Origin of the sequence: Moritella sp. 36 (assembly GCF_018219415.1) — a bacterium.
In the GTDB taxonomy this organism is placed as follows: domain Bacteria; phylum Pseudomonadota; class Gammaproteobacteria; order Enterobacterales; family Moritellaceae; genus Moritella.
This window is the reverse complement of sequence record NZ_CP056120.1, coordinates 2,609,717-2,627,453: the sequence shown is the minus strand read 5'-3', so window position 1 is coordinate 2,627,453 and position 17,737 is coordinate 2,609,717. Positions and strand designations below refer to the sequence as shown.

12 protein-coding genes are annotated in these 17,737 nt (G+C 38.8%); 9 read left to right on the top strand and 3 right to left on the bottom strand.

The genetic code is table 11. The features are described from left to right. Positions 1–109 precede the first annotated feature (109 nt). From HWV03_RS11735 to ihfA, 4 genes are all read left to right on the top strand, one after another. Positions 110–2,986 (top strand): EAL domain-containing protein, encoded by a 2,877-nt coding sequence (locus tag HWV03_RS11735; protein ID WP_255546785.1) that lies wholly within the window; start codon positions 110–112, stop codon positions 2,984–2,986. Between the two features lie 90 nt (positions 2,987–3,076). Continuing rightward, a complete protein-coding gene (gene pheS, locus HWV03_RS11730; protein ID WP_211676073.1) occupies positions 3,077–4,060 on the top strand; it encodes a phenylalanine--tRNA ligase subunit alpha in 984 nt (327 codons plus the stop codon). 14 nt (positions 4,061–4,074) lie between these two features. Next, positions 4,075–6,462, top strand: a complete 2,388-nt coding sequence (gene pheT / locus HWV03_RS11725) for a phenylalanine--tRNA ligase subunit beta (RefSeq protein WP_211676072.1) — start codon at positions 4,075–4,077, stop codon at positions 6,460–6,462. A gap of 3 nt (positions 6,463–6,465) precedes the next feature. Beyond that, on the top strand, positions 6,466–6,759 hold the full coding sequence (gene ihfA, locus HWV03_RS11720) for an integration host factor subunit alpha (RefSeq protein WP_211671691.1): 294 nt from the start codon (positions 6,466–6,468) through the stop codon (positions 6,757–6,759). 134 nt (positions 6,760–6,893) lie between these two features. Here ihfA and HWV03_RS11715 read toward each other — a convergent pair whose 3' ends face one another. Further along, the gene (locus HWV03_RS11715) at positions 6,894–8,453 is read right to left on the bottom strand and encodes a SulP family inorganic anion transporter (RefSeq protein ID WP_211676071.1); all 1,560 of its coding nucleotides are present in this window, start codon (positions 8,451–8,453) and stop codon (positions 6,894–6,896) included. Positions 8,454–8,577: 124 nt separating this feature from the next. Next, complete coding sequence (gene rne, locus HWV03_RS11710) at positions 8,578–12,201, bottom strand: ribonuclease E (RefSeq protein ID WP_255546783.1); 3,624 nt, start codon at positions 12,199–12,201, stop codon at positions 8,578–8,580. 542 nt (positions 12,202–12,743) lie between these two features. Here rne and rluC point away from each other — a divergent pair. Both rluC and HWV03_RS11700 read left to right on the top strand, forming a co-directional pair. Then, positions 12,744–13,697, top strand: coding sequence for a 23S rRNA pseudouridine(955/2504/2580) synthase RluC (rluC, locus tag HWV03_RS11705; protein WP_211676070.1), 954 nt, complete (start codon positions 12,744–12,746; stop codon positions 13,695–13,697). A 238-nt stretch (positions 13,698–13,935) separates the two neighbouring features. Then, positions 13,936–15,033, top strand: coding sequence for an RNA-guided endonuclease TnpB family protein (locus HWV03_RS11700; protein ID WP_211676069.1), 1,098 nt, complete (start codon positions 13,936–13,938; stop codon positions 15,031–15,033). A gap of 188 nt (positions 15,034–15,221) precedes the next feature. Here HWV03_RS11700 and HWV03_RS11695 read toward each other — a convergent pair whose 3' ends face one another. Continuing rightward, entirely contained in the window at positions 15,222–15,809 is a 588-nt protein-coding gene (locus HWV03_RS11695) for a Maf family protein (RefSeq protein ID WP_211671682.1), read from the bottom strand. A 104-nt stretch (positions 15,810–15,913) separates the two neighbouring features. Between HWV03_RS11695 and yceD the strand changes: the two genes are divergently transcribed. From yceD to plsX, 3 genes are read left to right on the top strand one after another with little or no spacing between them, the layout of a single operon-like run. Further along, positions 15,914–16,462 carry a 23S rRNA accumulation protein YceD gene (gene yceD, locus HWV03_RS11690; protein ID WP_211676068.1) on the top strand — a complete coding sequence of 183 codons (549 nt, stop codon included), beginning with the start codon at positions 15,914–15,916 and terminating at the stop codon, positions 16,460–16,462. A 16-nt stretch (positions 16,463–16,478) separates the two neighbouring features. Further along, positions 16,479–16,649 carry a 50S ribosomal protein L32 gene (gene rpmF / locus HWV03_RS11685; RefSeq protein ID WP_006033904.1) on the top strand — a complete coding sequence of 57 codons (171 nt, stop codon included), beginning with the start codon at positions 16,479–16,481 and terminating at the stop codon, positions 16,647–16,649. Between the two features lie 11 nt (positions 16,650–16,660). Further along, a complete protein-coding gene (gene plsX, locus HWV03_RS11680; protein WP_211676067.1) occupies positions 16,661–17,674 on the top strand; it encodes a phosphate acyltransferase PlsX in 1,014 nt (337 codons plus the stop codon). Positions 17,675–17,737: the final 63 nt, after the last annotated feature.

The window sequence follows — 17,737 nt, the reverse complement described above, 5'->3', positions numbered from 1 at the left end:
AATACCTGTCTACACAGCCTTCTATATACTTGAAGAATCCTTTTCTGTAATATCAATGACTCAATTTAAAATAATTTTGAGACTGATATTAAAATTTATGCATTCTTTATTGTCTTTACTATTTTTTATCACTTTTAGTCTACACGCTACTTTTGCACAAGCCGAAGGCGTTGTTATCGATTCTGACTTTAAAGTTGCCCGTCTTGGTACATCAACAAAGTATTTTGAAGATAAAACCAATTCATATACATTTGATTATTTGTCACAAAGACAATCTGCTATTCCATGGGTTAAAGCTAATCAAACTCATTTTAATTTTGGCTTTTCAGATAGCACATTTTGGTTTAAGGGTGAAATCGTTAATAAAACGAACCTTGATAAATACCTGATTATTGATTTTGGCGATTCGCTGTTAGATCAAATAGATCTTTATTTTATGCATGAAAATGGACAGTCGGTTGTAAAAAGACTCGGTACGCGTCGTCTGGATGAGGATAATATGTCTAAACTGACATTCGCTACGGGTTTTAAGATTGAAGCGGGTGAAAGGGTGAGTTATTTTATCCGAATTAAAGCAAGTGCCTTTTTACAAACTCCCCTCAGAATTTGGAATGCGAACGATTTTATTGATGAACAATCACAGCATAAATTAATGGTTGGTATGTTTACTGGCCTATTTTTAATGATGATTTGTTATCTAATATTTTTATATATTCACCTGCACGATGCACGATTAATCCAATATGTTGTATTTATTATGTGCTATCTCTCTGTGATATGGATTTTGGAAGGTTTTGGCTTTGTTTATAACGTAAGTTTTATAGCTCATTATTATGATTCAATAATCGTGATATTAATGGGCGTGATAGGTTTAAACTTGAGTTTATTTGCACGACAATTATTAAAGTTAAGATACCGTTCTTGGTTTTCGTTATCGACAAAAATACTTATCTTTTTCTCGACGGTTGTTATTTCAAGTTCAGTATTATTTTCATTTAAAACCAGCATCATATTGATGTCTATTTTAGCCCTCGGCATTACACTGTTGTCGATTGTCTGTGGCTTATTTTTTATTCGTAATGAATCTAAAGATGTTCGTTTTTATGTGCTGTCATTAGTATATTTTATACTTGGTATTGATATTCACATATTAACTCGTTTCGGGTTGCTTGGTCAGAATGAGTTTACGGATTATATCTCGGAATTGTCTGCTTTAATCGTATTGGTTTATTTATGTTGGAATTTTGCAAAGCAAATGGCGCATGACCGGGTTGTAAAAAAAGATGTCGAAAAGCAAATGACATCAGCCAATGAGCGTTATTACAGCGTATTTCAAAATGCAGCCGAGGGTATGTTTACGACTTCACTCGAAGGGAGCATATTAGCGATTAATAAATCAATGTGCAGATTACTCGGCTTTATTAATCTGGAGGATATGCAAAAGTCAGGGAATCTAACCGCAGATGAGTTTTATGCAGACCCAGACTTACGTGAAAAAATAATAAAAAGACTACGTGTTGAAGGTGAGATTAATAGCATAGAGATGTCTGGTTATGATCGTTATGGTGAAATATTCCACGGTGAAATCAATATGCGTCTCAATATACAACCTGATATAACTGTCATCGATGGTTCATTTGTTAATACGACAAAACGAAAGCAACATGAAATAAAATTGGCATCTATTGCTAAATATGATCAGTTAACGGGGCTTGTAAACCGTACTCATTTTGAAAAACTGGTTGGTGTATCTTTAGAAAGTAAGTGTTCAGTATTAGAAGATAACATTTTACTTTATTTAGATCTTGATCAGTTTAAATTGGTTAATGACATTTGTGGGCATGATATTGGTGATTCACTATTGAAAAAAATCACCGTGGTTTTAAAGTCATTTCTTGATGAAAATGCGATATTGGCACGCTTTGGTGGTGATGAGTTTGGTATTTTACTTAACAAAACTAACTTTGATAGTGCGTTAGAAACTGCAGATACTATTCGCTGCGGTATTGAAAACTTTAGGTTTACACATAATAGTCGACATTTTGTGTTAGGTGTTAGTATTGGTATTGTCATTTTAGATGAATCAATTGAAAACTTTTCACAAGCATTGAGTCTCGCTGATACGGCATGTTTTACAGCAAAAGAGCAGGGACGTAATCGCGTTCATGTATACAGTAAAAGTAATGATGTAATGCTTGGTCATCAACGCGAAATGCGTTGGATCGGTGTGTTGCGTGAAGCGTTAGATGCAGATAGATTCGAGCTTGCGTTTCAAACTATCAAGCCTTTGTCTTCTGCTGTTGATGAAGGCTATCGCTATGAAATTTTACTTAGGTTGAGAGATGAGCAAGGTGTTTTACAATCACCAAGTGAATTTATTGCCGCTGCTGAAAATTATAATTTTATGTCACAGCTTGATCGTTGGGTTGTTAAAACATACTGTCAGTGGCTGTCTTCTAATCCAAAACACCTTGCCAACCTGAGTTCGGCATCAATCAATTTATGTGGCCAATCTCTGGTTGATCGCAGTATGCATACCTATATAGAAAAAACAATTTCAGCCTATGGTATACCCCCTGAAAAACTGTGTTTTGAAATTACAGAAAGTCAGGCAATTATGGATTTTGAGCGAACAATACTGTTTATGAACAAGTTTAAAGATTTGGGTTGCCGTTTTAGTTTGGACGATTTTGGTAGTGGGTTTTCTTCATACAGCTATATTAAACGATTGCCAATTGATCAACTGAAAATTGATGGTTCATTTGTTAAAAATATTGAAACAGATCATGTTGATTACACTATGGTTAAGTCATTTAATGAAATTGCAAAGGCGGTTAATATTAAAACAGTAGCCGAATATGTGGAAAATGAAAACATTAAAAATATCCTATCAGGAATAGGGATTGATTATGTTCAAGGCTATTTAATAGCCAAACCTGCACTTTTAGTTGATTTAGTTGATATTGAACACCTAGATTCAGCTTAAGTACTAGCACTTAGGCTTACTTTTGAGTAAAATCATCCATTACTGAATGAATCTATTCACTTTTCCTGCCAACAGGGTGATAAGAAAAACATGCAACACCTCAAAGAAATAATAGTACAGGCCGTAGAAGCCGTAGCAAACGCAACTGACCTCGCAACATTGGACACTGTTCGTGTTGAGTACCTTGGTAAAAAAGGTATTTTAACTGAGCAGATGAAAACATTAGGGAAACTGCCTCCAGCAGAAAAACCTAAAGCTGGCCAAGCGATTAATATTGCTAAGCAAGAAGTTCAAAAAGTCATTAACGAGAAACGTGATGCATTACAGAAAGCTGTTTTAGATGCTAAATTAGCAGAAGAAATGATTGATGTGACAGCACCAGGTCGTACCAACCTTAATGGTGGTTTACATCCTGTAACACGTACTATCGAACGTATTGAATCATTTTTCGGTGAATTAGGTTTCGCTGTTAAGTCTGGTCCAGAAGTTGAAGATGATTATCACAACTTTGATGCATTGAATATCCCTGAGCACCATCCTGCTCGTGCGGATCACGATACATTTTACTTTAATCCTAAATTAGTACTAAGAACACAAACGTCTGGTGTTCAAATTCGTACGATGGAAGTGGAAAAACCACCAATTCGTATTATTTCTCCAGGCCGTGTTTACCGTAATGATTACGATCAAACTCACACACCAATGTTCCACCAAGTAGAAGGTCTATTTGTGGACGAAAAGGTAAGCTTTAGCGAACTAAAAGGTGTGTTACACGATTTCTTAAATAACTTCTTTGAAGAAGATTTAGAAATTCGTTTCCGTCCTTCTTATTTCCCATTCACAGAAACTTCTGCCGAAGTTGATGTTATGGGCAAAAATGGTAAATGGTTAGAAGTACTAGGCTGCGGCATGGTACACCCTAACGTATTAACCTCTGTTGGAATCGACCCTGAGAAATACTCTGGCTTTGCCTTTGGTATGGGTGTTGAACGTTTAGCGATGCTTCGCTATGGCGTTAACGATTTACGTTCATTTTTCGAAAATGATTTACGTTTCCTCAAGCAGTTTAAATAAGATAGGACTCAATAATGAAATTCAGTAATGAATGGTTACAAACTTGGGTTAAACCAGGTCTTACAAATGAAGAGTTAGCTCATCAAATAACGATGGCTGGCCTAGAAGTTGACGGTATTGATGCTGTTGCGGGTGATTTTACTGGTATCGTTGTGGGTCACGTTGTTGAATGTGGTCAGCATCCGGATGCAGATAAATTACAAGTAACTAAAATTGATATAGGTGCAGAAGAGCTAATCGACATCGTATGTGGTGCAGCTAACTGCCGTGAAGGACTAAAAGTTGCGGTTGCAACTGTTGGTGCTGTGTTACCAGGCGATTTCAAAATTAAAAAAGCAAAACTACGTGGTCAAGCATCACACGGTATGCTTTGTTCTGAGTCTGAAATGGGCATGGCTGAATCAGCTGATGGTATCATTGAATTACCCGCTGACGCAGTACCTGGTACTTGCATTCGCGAATTCCTTGGTCTCGATGATGTTACGATCGAAGTTGATCTAACACCTAACCGTGCTGATTGTTTAAGTATCGCAGGTATTGCTCGTGAAGTTGGTGTTTTAAATAACATTGCTGTAACGGCACCTGAATGGACTAATGCAACGGAAACAAGCTCTGAAACAGTAAGTGTTTCTGTCGACGCGACAGCGCAGTGTCCTCGTTACCTTGCTCGTGTGATCAATAACTTAGATGTGACAGCGAAAACGCCTTTATGGATGGTAGAGCGCCTACGTCGTTGTGGTACTCGTTCAATTGACCCAATCGTTGATGTAACAAACTATGTATTGTTAGAACTAGGTCAACCAATGCATGCATTTGACTTAGCTACTTTAACGGGCGGTATTAATGTTCGTCTTGCAAACCAAGATGAAAAATTAACACTACTTGACGGTAATGAAGTTAAGCTAAATGACAATACACTTGTTATTGCAGATGATAGCGGTGCAATTGCAATGGCTGGTATCTTCGGTGGCGAAAAAACTGGCGTAACGACTGCAACAAACTCAATTTTACTTGAGTCTGCATTCTTTAGCCCGCTCGCGATTACTGGCCGCGCTCGTGCATACGGTCTACATACTGATTCTTCACATCGTTTTGAACGTGGTGTTGATTCAGAGCTTCAATATCAAGCGATGGAACGTGCAACACAGTTAATCGTTGAAATCTGTGGTGGTGAAGTCGCTCCTGTTGTAGATGTGACTACAGAGTCAGCATTACCGACACATGCGCCAATTAACCTACGTCGTCATCAATTAGATAAAGTAATTGGTTTCCATGTTGAAGATGCGAAAGTAACTGACATTTTAAACAGTTTAGGTTTATCTCCTACGTTTGAAAATGATACATGGACAGTTTCTTCTCCATCTTTCCGCTTCGATATCGAAGTTGAAGTAGATTTAATCGAAGAAGTGGCGCGTGTATTCGGTTACAACAATATCCCAAATGTTGCACCTGTTGCTCCATTGAAGATGACAGATCATAATGAAGCAACATTACCTGTTCGCCGCATTCGTGATTTAATGGTTGACCGTGGTTTCCAGGAAGCAATTACATATAGCTTTGTTGATCCAAAACGTCAGTTATTATTACACCCTGAAGCAGACCACCTTGTATTACCACATCCAATTTCGATTGAGATGTCAGTAATGCGTGTAAGTATGTTTACAGGTTTGGTAGAAGCTGTTGTAGCTAACCAAAAACGTCAGCAACAACGTATTCGTTTATTTGAAACTGGTCTTACTTTTATTAAAGATGAATCAGTTGAAAATGGCGTGCTTCAAGTGCCAATGCTTGGTGCAATCATCGCGGGTACAGCAAATGCTGAATCGTGGAATCAAGAGAGTAAGTCTGTTGACTATTTTGATCTTAAAGGCGATTTAGACGCATTATTAGATCAAACATGTAACACTGATGAATTTGTACTTAAACGTGCAAGTCATCCTGGATTACATCCTGGTCAAAGTGCTGAAATCTTCTGTGGTGATCGTTCTGTTGGTCATATTGGTACTATCCATCCTTCACTAGAGAAGAAGTTAGGCCTAAATGGTTCAACGATAATTCTTGAGATTGAACTGGCTACATTAACATCTCGTAAATTGCCGCAAGCTGTTGAAGTTTCTAAGTTTACTTCGAACCGTCGTGACATTGCTATGATTGTTAAAGACGACGTTAACGCTGGTGATGTTCTCAACTTCATCAAAAAAGTTGGCGGGAATCAGTTAGTTGGCATAAACTTGTTTGATGTATACCAAGGTACAGGTGTTGCAGAAGGTCATAAGAGCCTAGCAATCAGCTTAACCTTACAAGATATCTCACGCACCTTGGAAGAAAAAGAAATATCTGAAGCAGTAAATATTGTTGTGGAAGCTATCTCATCTGAATTCAATGCATCCTTGAGGGATTAATTTATGGCACTAACCAAAGCTGATATTGCTGAAACTTTATTTAACGACGTTGGCCTGAGTAAACGTGAATCTAAAGAAATGGTAGAAGCTTTCTTTGAAGAGATTCGTTTATCTTTAGAAGTTAACGAACAAGTTAAAATATCTGGTTTTGGTAATTTTGACCTTCGTGATAAAGGTGAACGACCTGGTCGTAATCCTAAAACAGGTGAAGATATACCAATTACAGCTCGTCGCGTTGTGACTTTTAAACCGGGTCAGAAGTTGAAAGCGAAAGTTGAGACTATCTCAAAAAATTAGAGTTTAATCAGATAATAAAAAACCGGCTAATGCCGGTTTTTTTATGCCTGTTATAAACAAATCTTCATAACAGTTACAGATATATTATTACCCTACAACACAATAAAAGGAAGTAGGGTAAGTGCTAGAAGGAATTAACCGCCTAGTTTATCTGATGCAATATGGTACTCAGGGTCTTCAATTAAATTAACCTCAATCATATCGCCTGCGCGCGTCATTAATTGCTTACATTCTAATGAAAGGTGGCGTAAGTGTAATACTTTACCTTCTGCGATATAACGTTCAGCCAGTGTATCGATAGCTTCAATCGCTGAGTGGTCACATACGCGTGAGTTAGCAAAGTCGATGATTACATCTTGTGGGTCTGCAGATGCATCAAATAACTCTAAAAAGTGGCTAACAGAACCAAAGAATAGTGGACCATTCACTTTGTATACTTTAGTACCAGATTCTTCGATAGATTTTTCTGCATTGATATGTGCGGCATGTTCCCAAGCAAAACGTAATGCAGAAACAATAACACCGATAATCACAGCAACAGCTAGATCAGTAAATACAGTAACAACCGTAACAAGCACAATTACAAATGTATCTGCCTTTGGAATTTTACGTATTACACGGAAAGTTGCCCATTCAAATGTACCAATCACAACCATGAACATAACACCAACAAGTGCAGCTAGTGGAATTACTTCGATAAGCGATGAGAAGAATAGGATAAAGAGTAATAGTGATATTGCAGCCGTGATACCAGACAAACGCCCGCGACCACCAGAGTTGATGTTGATCATTGATTGGCCGATCATAGCACAACCACCCATAGCACCAAAGAAACCGTTAACGATGTTTGAGGCACCCTGTGCAACACATTCTCGGTTACCTTTACCACGTGTACCAGTCATCTCATCAATAACGGTTAATGTTAATAATGATTCAATAAGACCAACTGCAGCAAGAATTAATGAATAAGGTAAGATTATATAGAGAGTTTCTAGTGTAAACGGCACACTTGGAATACTAAAGCTTGGTAATGAACCTGAAATAGTCGCATTATCATCGCCTGTCATTGAACGAACAAAATCAACAACTGTACGCGTATCTAGTCCCATGTAATAAACAATTAGCGTCACTGTTACAATCGCAACAAGTGAAGAAGGTACTGCTTTTGTTAGTTTCGGTAGGAAATGAATAATAGCCATTGTTAGGGCAACAAGACCTAGCATGATATAAAGCTGTGATCCTTGTAACCAAGCTAGATCACCATTAGTGTCAATAAATTTGAATTGACCTAATTGCGCTAAGAAAATGACGATAGCTAGACCATTCACAAACCCCATCATTACTGGGTGTGGTACGATCCGAATAAACTTACCGAGCTTGAATACACCTGCAAGCACTTGCAATAAACCGGCAAGCACAACGGCCGCAAATAAATATTGTACGCCATTGTCAGCTACAAGCGATACCATTACAACTGCCATCGCACCCGTAGCACCAGAGATCATACCTGGACGGCCGCCAAAAATGGCGGTGATTAAACCGACCATAAATGCTGCATATAAGCCGACCAGCGGTTCAACACCTGCAACAAAAGCAAATGCAACAGCTTCAGGCACAAGTGCGAGTGCGACGGTTAAGCCAGACAAGACATCATTTTTTACTGATGCTATGGAATATTTTGGAAATTCAAACATAAATTATAAGTTACCGAGTTGTCATTAAGTGAATAAAATAAAAGTGTACTAAATAAGTACTAAAAAGCCGCATATAACATGCGGCTTTAAAATTTAGCTAATAGTTATTGTTTAATAATAGTTATTATTTAGCTAATTTGGTTGGCGATGTGCTTTGTGAAGAAGCAAATTGACTGCCACCTGGTCCAGCTGCCACATCAATCAATGGTCGTTGAACGACACCAACTTTTGGAACAAAGTGGTGTTGTGAAGGTGCTACTTGTTGAGGTGTCGCCATCTTAACAGTGAAGTTAGTCTTCTTTGATGTTGTACCTTGTGCTTGCAGTGCAGGCACTGAAGTAACTTCAATAGCCTGATAAGCAACAGGTGTTTCAACAACAACAACAGGTGTTTCAGAAACAACAGGTGTTTCAACAACAACAGGTGTTTCAGCAACAACAGGTGTTTCAGCAACAACAGGTGTTTCAGCAACAACAGGTGTTTCAGCAACAACAGGTGTTTCAGCAACAACAGGTGTTTCAGCAACAACAGGTGTTTCAACAACAACAGGTGTTTCAGCAACAACAGGTGTTTCAACAACAACAGGTGTTTCAGCAACAACAGGTGTTTCAGCAACAACAGGTGTTTCAGCAACAACAGGTGTTTCAGCAACAACAGGTGTTTCAGCAACAACAGGTGTTTCAGCAACAACAGGTGTTTCAGCAACAACAGGTGTTTCAACAACAACTGGTGCGGCACCTGGACGAGTTGCTGGTGCTGTGTGCATTTTACGCGTTACAGATTTAGTTTCAATCTTTACACGCTCAGCTGACGCTTTCGCTGTTGGTGTAACAGCAAGGGTTGCTTCAACAGTGACTGGCGCTGGTTTAGCTGCGGCTGCTGTATGCATAACAGGTTTAGTGACTGCTGCTGTTACAGGTTTAGTTTCAATCTTTACACGTTCAGCTGACGCTTTCGCTGTTGGAGTCACGGCAAGGGTTGCTTCAACAGTGACTGGCGCTGGTTTAGCTGCGGCCGCTGTATGCATAACAGGTTTAGTTACCGCTGCTGTTACGGGCTTAGTTACTGCAGCTGTTACAGGTTTAGTTACTGCAGCTGTTACGGGCTTAGTTACTGCAGCTGTTACAGGTTTAGTTACTGCAGCTGTTACAGGTTTAGTGACTGCAGCTGTTACGGGCTTAGTTACTGCAGCTGTTACAGGTTTAGTTACTGCAGCTGTTACAGGTTTAGTGACTGCTGCTGTTACAGGTTTAGTTGCTGCCGCTGTTACAGGTTTAGTTACTGCAGCTGTTACAGGTTTAGTTACCGCTGCTGTTACAGGTTTAGTTACTGCTGCTCTTACAGGTTTAGTTACTGCTGCTGTTTCAGGTTTAGTTACTGCTGCTGTTACAGGTTTAGTTACTGCTGCTGTTACAGGTTTAGTTACCGCTGCTGATACAGGTTTAGTCACTTCAACCGCTACAGGTTTAGTTGTTTTTGCATTTTCAGTTTTTACTACATCGTTAGTTTTAGCATTTTTAGGGCCACGACGAGTACGTTTAGGTTGCGTATTTACATCAGACTTAGACGTGTTCGAAACATCAGCAGTTGCAGGTGTTTTTTCTAATCCTGCAGATACTTTTTGTTCATTGTTTACTCGTACTTTTTTACGCATATTTCGGCGTTGGCGACGTTCAGCTAAAACAGCTTGATTTTGTGAGCTGTTTTCTTCTTTCGCATTTTTAGTCTGTGTAGGCGACTTATCTTGATTGTGCGTTTTTTGTTTCTCATCGAACTTTTTATGCTGTTTCGGTTCCACCTTGTTATGCGGTTTCGATTCAACATCGGCTGTTTTATTAGCGTCTTGTTGTTTGTTCTCAACATTATCAGGAGTTCGAGGTTTACGATTGCGACGGGTACGTGGTTTACGAGGCTCATCATTATGACGGTTGCTCGATGTTCTTTCTGTTACCGCCTTTTTAGGTGCTTCTTTAACTGTTTCTTTTACGACAACTTTTTCGTCGCTATTAAAGAACCCAGAAATTGCTTTACCAATACGGCTAAATACCGATTCTTTGTCTACTACAGGCTTCACTGATTTAGCTTGAGTAGATGCCTTAGGTTTTGCACCTTGTGTTACTTTTTTAACTGCTTGAGTCGGTTTAGTTTTTTTCTCTTCAGGCGTGTTAATTTGCTTCACAAGAGGTTGAACTGTTTCGTTATTTACTTTGGGTTCATAACGAGTAAATTCACGTGACTGTGTCAGTTCAGTACTCGATAACTCTGAGCTATCGTCATCCGCTTTAACACGAGACACTTCAAAATGAGGTGTTTGTAAGTTCTCATTTGGAATGATAAAGCTTTTAACTTTGTAACGTTTCTCTAAACGTAGGATTGAGTTACGTTTTTCATTTAGTAGGTAAGCAGCAACTGGAACAGGTACTTGCGCTACGATGTGATTTGTATTCTCTTTTAGAGATTCTTCTTCGATTAAACGTAGAATAGAAAGTGCTAAAGATTCATTATCACGGATCGTACCTTGACCATTACAGCGAGGGCAGACATGCGTACTTGATTCACCAAGAGAAGGGCGGATACGTTGACGAGACATTTCCATTAGACCAAATCGAGAGATACGACCTAATTGAATTCGCGCTCGATCTTGTCGTACCGCGTCACGTAAGCAGTTTTCAACTTCACGTTGGTTTTTAACTGGACCCATATCGATAAAATCGATAACAACAAGGCCACCAAGATCTCGTAGACGTAGTTGACGAGCAACTTCATCTGCGGCTTCTAAGTTAGTGTTTAATGCTGTTTCTTCAATATCACCACCGCGTGTTGCACGTGCAGAGTTAATATCAATTGAAGTTAAGGCTTCAGTTGGATCAATTACAATTGAACCGCCTGATGGTAGACGAACTTCGCGTTGGAAAGCTGATTCGATTTGAGTTTCAATTTGGTAGTGATTGAATAAAGGAACATCACCTTGATACAATTTAATACGATCAATAAAGTCTGGACGAATTAATTTGATGCGGTTTTTAGCTTCTTCAAACGCTTTTGGATGATCAATGAGGATTTCACCAATATCACGACGAAGATAGTCACGAATAGCACGGGCGATCACGTTACTTTCTTGGTGGATTAAGAAGGTACCTTGACGGTCTTTAGCACTATCTTGGATTGCTCCCCAATGATTTAACAGTACTTTAAGATCCCATTCTAATTCTTCAGCAGATTTACCCACACCAGCAGTACGAACAATCAGTCCCATGCCTTCTGGTAATTCTAATGTAGCAAGTGCAGATTTAAGTTCTGTACGTTCATCACCTTCGATGCGACGTGAAATACCGCCTGCACGAGGATTGTTTGGCATTAGAACAAGATAACTACCAGCTAAACTAATGAAAGTCGTTAATGCTGCACCTTTGTTACCACGTTCTTCTTTTTCAATCTGAACAATTACTTCGGTACCTTCTGCAACAACATCCTTAATGCTTGGACGTCCGCGTTGCTTACCAGTACCTTGTTTGAAGTAAGTGCGAGAGATTTCTTTAAGAGGAAGGAAACCGTGGCGGTCTGCACCGTAATCAACAAAAGCAGCTTCTAAGCTTGGTTCTACGCGGGTAATTTTACCTTTATAGATATTCGCTTTCTTTTGTTCATGGCCAGGGCTTTCAATATCTAGATCATAAAGGCGTTGCCCATCAACTAGCGCAACGCGCAACTCTTCTTTTTGAGTTGCATTAATTAACATTCTTTTCATTTTGTTATGTTACTTATAAATTAATTTTCATGCTTGGATAAATTAGTTAGACGTACATCAGGCCTTGTGTCTGTAGATAATCAACCTCTCGGCTGTTTAAATTAAGGCGCTGTTAGATGCTCTAATTGTGATTAAGTGTCTTACGATTATTTCTGCACTTATTAGATTCCATCGATAACTAACGTGTATAATTGCATTCGAAAAGGTGTCTTACATAGAAGTTGAATTGTGGGGGGTGGTATCCAGCTGGATAAATGAAACTCCCTATCAACGTACACCTTATATACAAAATGTATGCTAAAAACCCGCAGCAAGAATAACGGCATCCTGGTTATTCTGAAATTATTGGTATAAATAAATGATTATTTACCCCAATAGCAGATATACTAAAGCCATTATCATTCTTGGCTGTATTTTTTTAGCAGTACAGAGGGTATTATCCCATTGCCTGCATTAATATAGCAAGTTAACTTTCCATTCAATTTAGAAATTCTTTTCAAATTGATACTTATACGCACTTTGAGTTAGACAATAAAATAATTATGACCGATAAAATTTCACCGAAAGTAGAATTTGTAACCATTACTGAAGATTATCAAGGACAGCGAATTGATAACTTTTTACGCACGAAGTTAAAAGGTGTGCCAAAAAGTATGATTTACCGCATCATACGTAAAGGTGAGGTGAGAGTTAACAAGGGTAGAATTAAACCTGAGTATAAATTACAGCCTGAAGATATTGTTCGTGTGCCACCTGTGCGAGTTTCAGAAACTGAAGCTATTTCTCCATCAGCGAATCTTGATTCTGTTCGTGCACTTGAATCGCAAATTATTTATGAAGATGACTACTTAATGGTCATCAACAAACCATCTGGGATGGCTGTTCACGGTGGTAGTGGATTAAGCTTTGGTTTAATTGAAGGTTTACGTGCCATTCGACCTGATAGTAGATACCTTGAATTGGTGCATCGTTTAGATCGCGATACATCTGGTTGCCTATTAGTTGCTAAAAAACGTAGTACACTAAAAGCACTGCATGAGCAATTACGTTTAAAAACCATGCAGAAAGATTACCAAGCACTTGTTGCAGGCGCATGGCCACGCAGTACAAAAGTGGTGAATGCACCGTTGTTAAAAAATACGGTAAGCTCGGGCGAACGTATTGTACGTGTTGATGAGGAAGGTAAACAATCTCAGACTCGTTTTAAAATCATTCAACGTTATGAACACGGCACATTGGTTCAAGCAAGCCCTATTACTGGTAGGACACACCAAATCCGTGTGCATACATTACATGCAGGTCATCCGATTGCTTGTGATGATAAATATGGCGATAAAGATTTTACTAAGCACATGAACGGGCTAGGCTTGAAACGCCTATTCTTGCATGCTGCACGTTTAAAATTCTTTAACCCTGGTACAGAAGAAACACAAGAAGTTGAAGCACCATTAGATATGGCGCTGGTTAAAGCGCTAGAAAAACTGAAAAAGTGTTAATCATATAAGTTATTAAGTGTTACTCACTTAATAATCTTAGGTAAAAAGCCAGTATCGATGATGCTGGCTTTTTTTATCACCTTTGACGAAAAACACTGTCCTTTAGGGCGGTGATGTAAGTCATTATTGCGTAGCAATAAGCACTTTGTTTTGTTATTAATATTGACATATTTTCACATAGAGTCTACGTTTAGAACTTAGTGCTGTATATAAATACAGTCGTGTAAGGTGCTGAAAATTGAAACTTATTGCGTATAAATACAGGTTCTACCCAAACAATGAGCAGGTAACAATACTTGCTCATACATTTGGTTGTGTTCGTTTCGCTTACAATTCAGCGCTTGGCTTCTCTAAAGCGCAATACGAATTGGGTAATAAAACCAATTATAACGATTGGAGTAAAAACCTCACTCAACTAAAAAAGAATCCCGATTTTATATGGCTGAAAGATGTTTCTAGCGTGCCATTGCAACAATCACTAAAGCATCTCGATAAAGGCTTTAAGTCATTTTTTAAATCAGGTTTTGGTTACCCTAAGTTTAAACATAAACACGGTAATCAATCTGCTAGCTATATGAGTAACGGCTTCAAATGGAGCGCGGACAAGCAATCGTTAACACTCGCCAAGATGAAGCAAGCATTAAAGATTAAATGGTCACGTACATTTACTGGCACACCCAGTTCATTAACGGTATCGAAGACAAAATCAGGTAAATATTTTGTATCAATGCTTGTAAAAGAAGATGTTAAGCAGCTACCAGTCGTGAACAAGACCGTCGGTGTTGATGTCGGTATTAAAGACTTAGCGATTTGTTCGGATGGAACAAAGTTCAATAACCCACGATTAACCAATAAATACGCGAAGAAACTCGCCAAGGCATCACGCAAATTAGCCAAAAAGAAGAAAGGCTCTAATAACTTCAATAAACAAAAATTGGCCCTTGCTAAGATTCACGAAAAGATAGCCAATTGCCGTAAAGACTTTACCCATAAAATGACGTCGACACTTATAAACGAAAACCAAGTGATAGGCATCGAGTCGTTGAAGGTCAAAAATATGGTTAAGAACCGTAAGCTATCTAAACATATCCACGATGCTAATTTCGGTGAAATAGTAAGACAATTAGAATATAAAGCGGATTGGTACGGGCGTAAAGTATCAGCTATTAGCCAGTGGTTTCCGTCAAGTAAAATGTGCAATGAGTGCGGGTTGCTGCATTCTGGCAAGTGGTCTTTAAAGATTAGAAATTGGACTTGCAAGTGCGGAGCAGTACACGACAGGGACGAAAATGCGGCTATCAATATCCACAGAGAAGGGTTAAGGCTAGCCGCTTAAGTCATTTGTGGCGGTAGGTAGTACCGACACGTTAAACGCTTTGTAAGAGGTTTTGGAAGACTAACGCAATTTAATATTGCAATGCTTAAGCCGTTGACGACAAGAATCCCCTTCCTTCCCCGACTTGTCGGGCGCGAAGCGAGGTAGGGGAGCTTCAAGTTCTAAATTTGGCTTAAATTGCTCTCTGTTTAAGCTTCTAAAACGTTATATCCTTGTTCTTGTAAGATCTCAACTAAACTAATAAGCGGTAATCCGATTAAAGTATTTGGATCCTTACCTTCTAATTTAGAGAATAATGCGATACCAAGTCCTTCACACATAAAACTTCCTGCACAATTATACGGTTTTTCGGTTTCAAGATAGTAACGAATTTGGCTGTCAGTTAACGTCCTAAAATGAACAATGAAGCGTTCAACTATCGTATCTGTACGACCTGTACATTGATTTACAACAGAAAGCCCTGTGTAAAAAGTTATATTTTGTGCAGAAACGGCAGATAATTGTGCAAAAGCTGTTTCAAAATTACCTGGTTTACCTATTATTTTGTTATTAATGACACAAACCTGATCCGATCCGATAGATATTGAGTTACTATACTCTCGACTGGCAGCTTGAGCTTTTTCTAGTGCTAGGCGTGATACAAGAATTTCAGCCGTTTCGTTTGGCTTTTCGGTTTCATCGACTTTCGGGTTGAAGGTGTCGAAAGGGCAGTTTAGTTTTTCTAATATCTGTTTACGGAACGGGGATGTTGAAGCAAGGATCAATTTAGGTCTCATGGTTTATCTATCATCAATTATTTAGTTATTTGATGATTTTAACGGCAAGTGACCTATTTTTGTAGGGAAAATTGATTTTTTTTCATTTTCCTTTTGACTATAACATGATGAATCTATATTATCCGCAGCCTATGAAAAAGGTAAAACTACCAGTAACTGTTGATCCTTATCGTACTGCTCAACAAAGATTGGACTTTAACACTCGTGTTGAAGCTAGTCTGTTGAAACGTATTACGGATGCAACGGCAGGTGAACCAAGTGATGCTGACGTATCAATTTCGTTCAGTAAAGACAGTCAAGGTCTTATAGTGATACAGGGTAGCGTATCATTAACCGTTAACCTCGAATGTCAGCGCTGTGGCGGGATATTTAAGCAAGCTTGTGAAACCGAATTTAGATATAGTCCTGTGAAAAATGATTCTCAGGCCGACGATCTGCCAGATGCTTATGAGCCCATTGAATTGGACGAAAATGGCGAAGTTAATCCAATTTCATTCATTGAAGATGAAGTGATTATCAATTTACCTCTGGTTGCTTTGCATCCAGAAGAAGATTGTTCAGTGAATCCCAATGAAATGAGTTTTGGTGAAATCGAGCCTGCTGATGAGCAGCCCAACCCATTTGCAGCTTTATCTGAATTAAAGCGCAAGTAATTAGGAGTATAGGTCAATGGCCGTACAAAAAAGTAAAGTAACTCGTTCACGCCGTGGTCAACGTCGTTCACATGACGCTCTAACTGCAGCAGCTACAACTGTTGACGTGACTTCTGGTGAAACTCACCTACGTCACAATGTAACAGCTGATGGTTACTACAAAGGCGTTAAAGTAATTAACAAATAAGTTATATTACTTTGCCTAATCTAACAATTGCGTTAGATGCCATGGGGGGCGATTTCGGCCCCCATGTCACTATCCCCGCCGCAATAAATATACTTAAAAAGTATAAACATCTCTCTATTTACCTTGTCGGTAACGAAGCTGAAATAACCCCTTTATTACAGCAAACTTCTGCGTCTGTTACATCTCGTTATACAATCATTCCTAGTTTCGATGATATACCCATGGATCTTGCCCCTGCGCTATCGCTGCGTAATTTTAAGCAATCCTCTATGCGTATGGCATTGAGCCTTGTTCGTGAAGGGAAAGCGCAAGCCTGTGTGAGTGCTGGAAATACCGGTGCATTGATGGTGCTTTCACGGCATTTACTTAAAGTGCTGCCTTTTGTCGATCGACCTGCTTTAGTCTCCGTGCTACCTTCTATGACAAAGCAGCCTGTATACATGCTCGATTTGGGTGTGAATGTGAGTTGTGATGCTGATGCATTATTTCAATTTGCATTAATGGGTTCTGCACTTGCAGAACATGTTGGTAATATACCGAACCCAAAAGTTGCCTTACTTAATGTCGGACAAGAGGATATTAAAGGTAATGATTTGGTTAAACGGGCAGCACAATTACTGTCTGATCACCAAAGCTTAAATTATATCGGTTTTATTGAAGGCAATGATATTTTTTCTGGGAAAGCAGACGTCATTGTCTGCGATGGTTTCACTGGTAATGTCGCGCTTAAAACAAGTGAAGGTGTTGTTGACTTGGTTGTTTCTCAACTCACATCTGTATCAAATAAGAACATATTTACTAAATTATTATCATTATTGGTCAAACCACTAATAATGAGCCGTCTAAGACGTTTGAAACCCGACCAGTATAACGGAGCAACTTTGTTAGGATTGCCGGGTATTGTAATTAAGAGCCATGGTAATGCTGAGCAGGTTGCCTTTGAATTTGCAATTGAACAGGCTGTAAAAGAAGTTGAGAGTGGATTAGTAGATAAAATATCCGCAAGTCTTGATATTATTGATTGAGATTCAATTTAACTTATTTTATTCGTTTTTTCTCTTGAAAAATTCCATCGTTATCCTCATATT

Excerpts from the sequence above, each read along its gene's own strand:
- HWV03_RS11715 (WP_211676071.1), bottom strand. The coding sequence starts at position 8,453 with ATGTTTGAATTTCCAAAATATTCCATAGCATCAGTAAAAAATGATGTC.
- rpmF (WP_006033904.1), top strand. The coding sequence starts at position 16,479 with ATGGCCGTACAAAAAAGTAAAGTAACTCGTTCACGCCGTGGTCAACGT.
- ihfA (WP_211671691.1), top strand. The coding sequence starts at position 6,466 with ATGGCACTAACCAAAGCTGATATTGCTGAAACTTTATTTAACGACGTT.
- yceD (WP_211676068.1), top strand. The coding sequence starts at position 15,914 with ATGATGAATCTATATTATCCGCAGCCTATGAAAAAGGTAAAACTACCA.
- rne (WP_255546783.1), bottom strand. The coding sequence starts at position 12,201 with ATGAAAAGAATGTTAATTAATGCAACTCAAAAAGAAGAGTTGCGCGTT.
- pheT (WP_211676072.1), top strand. The coding sequence starts at position 4,075 with ATGAAATTCAGTAATGAATGGTTACAAACTTGGGTTAAACCAGGTCTT.
- pheS (WP_211676073.1), top strand. The coding sequence starts at position 3,077 with ATGCAACACCTCAAAGAAATAATAGTACAGGCCGTAGAAGCCGTAGCA.
- rluC (WP_211676070.1), top strand. The coding sequence starts at position 12,744 with ATGACCGATAAAATTTCACCGAAAGTAGAATTTGTAACCATTACTGAA.
- HWV03_RS11695 (WP_211671682.1), bottom strand. The coding sequence starts at position 15,809 with ATGAGACCTAAATTGATCCTTGCTTCAACATCCCCGTTCCGTAAACAG.